This is a genomic window from Bacillus sp. P4_D3 (assembly GCF_056401855.1).
The window spans coordinates 1-3,989 of sequence record NZ_JBFUIN010000291.1 but is presented as its reverse complement, the minus strand read 5'-3'; the positions used below and the strand labels follow the sequence as shown (position 1 = coordinate 3,989).

2 protein-coding genes and 5 pseudogenes are annotated in these 3,989 nt (G+C 33.1%); 1 reads left to right on the top strand and 6 read right to left on the bottom strand.

From position 1 onward, the window contains the following. From AC1DTM_RS19595 to AC1DTM_RS19570, 6 genes and pseudogenes are all read right to left on the bottom strand, one after another. Positions 1 to 225 (bottom strand): annotated as a pseudogene (locus tag AC1DTM_RS19595) (ABC transporter permease); the annotation flags it as partial. Between the two features lie 12 nt (positions 226 to 237). After that, positions 238 to 1,014 (bottom strand): ABC transporter ATP-binding protein, encoded by a 777-nt coding sequence (locus tag AC1DTM_RS19590; protein WP_088099053.1) that lies wholly within the window; start codon positions 1,012 to 1,014, stop codon positions 238 to 240. Positions 1,015 to 1,276: 262 nt separating this feature from the next. Next, positions 1,277 to 1,510 (bottom strand): annotated as a pseudogene (locus AC1DTM_RS19585) (IS3-like element ISBt2 family transposase); the annotation flags it as partial. 677 nt (positions 1,511 to 2,187) lie between these two features. Next, positions 2,188 to 2,496 (bottom strand): annotated as a pseudogene (locus tag AC1DTM_RS19580) (IS4 family transposase); the annotation flags it as partial. Continuing rightward, positions 2,496 to 2,837, bottom strand: a pseudogene (locus AC1DTM_RS19575) (TetR-like C-terminal domain-containing protein); the annotation flags it as partial. The pseudogenes AC1DTM_RS19580 and AC1DTM_RS19575, both read right to left, overlap by 1 nt. Positions 2,838 to 2,896: 59 nt before the next feature. Beyond that, positions 2,897 to 3,104, bottom strand: a pseudogene (locus AC1DTM_RS19570) (TetR/AcrR family transcriptional regulator); the annotation flags it as partial. Positions 3,105 to 3,261: 157 nt separating this feature from the next. Here AC1DTM_RS19570 and AC1DTM_RS19565 point away from each other — a divergent pair. After that, positions 3,262 to 3,759: a DAPG hydrolase family protein gene (locus tag AC1DTM_RS19565; RefSeq protein ID WP_088099050.1), complete on the top strand. Its 498-nt coding sequence runs from the start codon at positions 3,262 to 3,264 to the stop codon at positions 3,757 to 3,759. The last annotated feature ends 230 nt before the right edge of the window (positions 3,760 to 3,989 follow it).

Below are 3,989 nucleotides of genomic sequence, written 5' to 3'. Positions count from 1 at the left end.
GGCATAAATGATGTAAAAAACTGTAATGAATGAGAGCAATATTGCACCAACCCAGAAGACGAGCCTAATACTACTAATGAGACTATTATCTTTTGTAAATTCACTATTCATCGCCATCGTTTGGAACATGTAAAAAATACTAATACTAATGACTAGACCAATAAGTAAAACCATATAATCCTTTAACATTTTTTTCATACTATGACGTGATAATTTGAATAACATAGTCTCGCCCCCTTACCTCGACTCAGTTGCTGAGCCCATTTGGGCAAGCACACCTAAAATGTCTTGATAGAAATTTTCTCGTGTTCCTTGACGATTTAACTCTTTATAAAGTAGACCATCTTGAATAAATAAAATACGCTCACAGTAACTCGCACTAAATGCATCGTGTGTTACCATCAAAATACTGACATTGTGATTTTCATGTAAATCTTGCATCGCTTCTAATAAACTTTTTGCATTTTTACTATCAAGTGCTCCTGTCGGTTCATCTGCTAATACGATTGCCGGATTATGTACTAAAGCTCGTGCTGCCGCTGTTCTTTGTTTTTGTCCACCAGAAACAGCAGTCGGATATTTTGTTAAAATTTCAGTAATCCCTAATTTCTTTGCTACTTCATTTACTTTTCCAGTAATCTCACTTGACGGTACGCCTTGCAGGGAAAGTGGTAAAGCGATATTTTCATAAATTGATAAATTTTCTAGTAGATTAAAGTCTTGAAAAATAAATCCTAATTTTTGAGAACGAAAATCTGATAATGCATTCCCCTTCATAGAAGTAATATTTGTGCCAGCTATTGTTACACTACCACCTGTCGCTTGATCAAGTGTACTAATCACATTTAGTAATGTCGTTTTACCAGATCCAGAAGGACCCATAATCCCTACAAACTCTCCTTCTTTAATACTTAATGAAACACCCCTTAATGCTTTTGACTGATTCTCATTTCTTTTCCCATACGTTTTTTCTACACTTTCTACAGTAACTACATTTGTTGACATCTCTTTCACTCCATCCCTTTTGTATAGTATTAATTTCCCATATATTTCTTATATTTTTCTCATAAAAATTCTTAAGAATTTTTAAATTTTTCAAACATAAATTAAGATACATAAGAATTAYGAACGATTTCTCCACTTAATATTCTCATTTTTCTAAAATCAGTTCATTCGATTTACCTTACATTTACCTTACATTTTTGTAAGGTAAAAAATAAAACACACCACTTTGAAGTGAACCCCGAAATCGGGACACATATCAAAGCACCTAAACCATCTGTTCCAATTCACTTAACTCTTTTGGCCCATTTCCAAAAGGATATTGTTTTCCTACAAGTTGTTGAATACGATAATTTTGATCTGCACGATACCATTTCATCCATGTCTTAATTTGGGAAACATTTTTAATTCCGAGTATTTCCATAATGGTACGATTTGAATAGCCATCCTTTTTCATCTCAATCATTTTCCACTTTACTTCTTCTGGGTAATATACTCTTCCCTTCAAATGAAAAACACCTCCGTTGAATTTACATACTTAGTATGCCAATTCAGGAGGTGTTTTTTTCATGTACCACTATTCGGGTTCACTTCAAATCAGTGAAGGAGTTTTTCTTTGCAAAAAAGTGAAGACGTCCAATATCTTTACTTTTCAAGGAGATAATAAAAAAATAATAAGATTAAATAAACGAACCAAAATTAGAATGGAATTAGGATCCATAAATATGAATATCTTTGTTATATTCATATTTTATTGTATGTCAACGGTTTGTTGGAGGATGGGCTATGTTATACGATCTTTATATAGGCGTACAGACAACATTTCGGGAAAAACGTACGCTAAAGTTTCAACTATTGATACAAAAGGGATGTTCCGCTAACGTTCGTTTTTGGTGCTGGATCTAGAAAAGCTACTTTTCAGATCCGARACTCATTCCCAAAAACAAATTTTCAATAATCTGGACTAATATGGTTTTTGGGAAGGGCTTAACATACACAAAAATAGCAAAATCATAGCCGAAATTCGCTTAGCATAGAAACTTTTCGAAATGTTGGCAAGACCCCATCGCCATCAAGCTAAGGGTACCAAGAGGGTATATGTAAGTGTATTATTTAAAAATTTCTACCACTACACTAAAAATGTGCATAACAAATAAACCTATCAAATAGGTGTTTTGAAAAATATTATGCAACTTTGAAACTCTGTGACAACGTACAATCATACATAACACCAAGGATATCAAAGACTGTTTTCTTTTCGTAACGGTGAGATTTCCATCCGTTTTTCTCTAAAAAATAAAATAAACGCAGAAAAACTTTTAATAATTCTTGGATGTCCTTTTTTAATCCATGGTAAAACAATAGATAATAATTCTTTATCATATAAATGGATTTGTACTCACTTGACTCTTTCTTTTTCTTATATAAGAGTAACTGACGCATTTTAAACATCGTCGATGAACAGAGTAAAATGCTAATGAGTTGACCATATATTACCTCTTCAAACCAGCTGCAAAGTAAGGACCATTGACTGTAATCGTTGATAGGATACGAGCCATTTCTTTAGGAGATTCTTTCCTGCCTCTTTGGAGCCATCGCTGTATTACTCCTAAATGTGCCGAAGCGATATAATGGGATAAGTATTCATCTGGGACTAGTAAATTTTCTCTTTTTATAAGTTGCTTTATGTTTTTTTTAAACAAGTTTTCCCACATGAAGTCTTTTAATTTTATTTGAAAAGATATATCACCTTTAGGACCTAACACAGCATTCATAAATTCTCCATGTTTATCTACATACTCAAATACTGAAATCACAAAGGGGAAAGGTAGTAAAATATCTTCAAGATTTACAAGTTCGGTAGAAATGCCTTGCTTTTCAATTTCGACAATATCACGCATAATTTCTTTTTCACATTTTTCCAATAGGTCATATTTATCACGATAATGTAAGTAAAATGTCCCTCGATTAATATTGGCTCTAGCTGTAATATCCTTAACTGTAATGGAATCAAACCCTTTTTCATTTATTAATTCAGTTAGTGCAGCACGTATTGCTTCTTTAGTACGAGCTATACGTAAATCAGTGTATGATTTTTCCAATTGTTTCCCTCCTAAATTTTTTTAGACATATTTTTATATAATGTTCAGAATGCAACAGATCAACTATTTCTGTTTATTGAACCCTTAAGATACCCATACTATAATACTAACTATAAACAATCAACACTATGTTGATTAAAAAATAGGAGGTATAGAAATGAAAAACCAAGTATCACTAGTAGTTGAACATGAATTGAATGACGTAACACCAGAAATGATTGACTGGTGGTGGGATAATATTGATACCCCTGAACGATATAAACTATGGCACCCAGAAGAACATGTTGATTTTAAGTGGTTAGTTGACCCTAAAGTACATGGACACGTAGGAGCCATATCAGCTTCCATCGAATCTGCGGGGGATGGACTAGAATTTCCGCTAAGGATTCGATGGGAAGACCCTAAAAATTGCCCTATAAATACCCATTACAGCCATATTTTAATGGGTTCATGTTTAGATGATAATGACGATGTAATTTCACAAGTAATACATCAATACCAAAAATCTGAGAACGGTACAGTAATGACTTCTACATTCATTTTCCCGAAAGGATTACCACCATTTATTAATCTAAGTGGTTTATATAAACACAATGTGGAAGAAATAAGTCAGTTCAGCAAATTTTTACCGAAACTTTTTGAAGAAAATTTGTAAGGAAAGTTAACAGCTTTACTTTTAATAAGTGATTAACTAGAAAACAAATCGGCTCCCAACATTTTAGATATGTCTACAATGTTGGGGGCCTTTCAATATCAAATCAATCACTTTCCACTTTGATTCTTCCTGGTAATGTACTCTCCCTTCAAATGAAAAACACCTCCGTTGAATCGACATACTTAGTATGCGAATTCAAGAGGTGTTTTTTTCATGTACCACTATTCGGG

Bases quoted from the DNA above. Each gene is read 5' to 3' on its own strand.
- AC1DTM_RS19565 (WP_088099050.1), top strand. From the start codon at position 3,262: ATGAAAAACCAAGTATCACTAGTAGTTGAACATGAATTGAATGACGTA.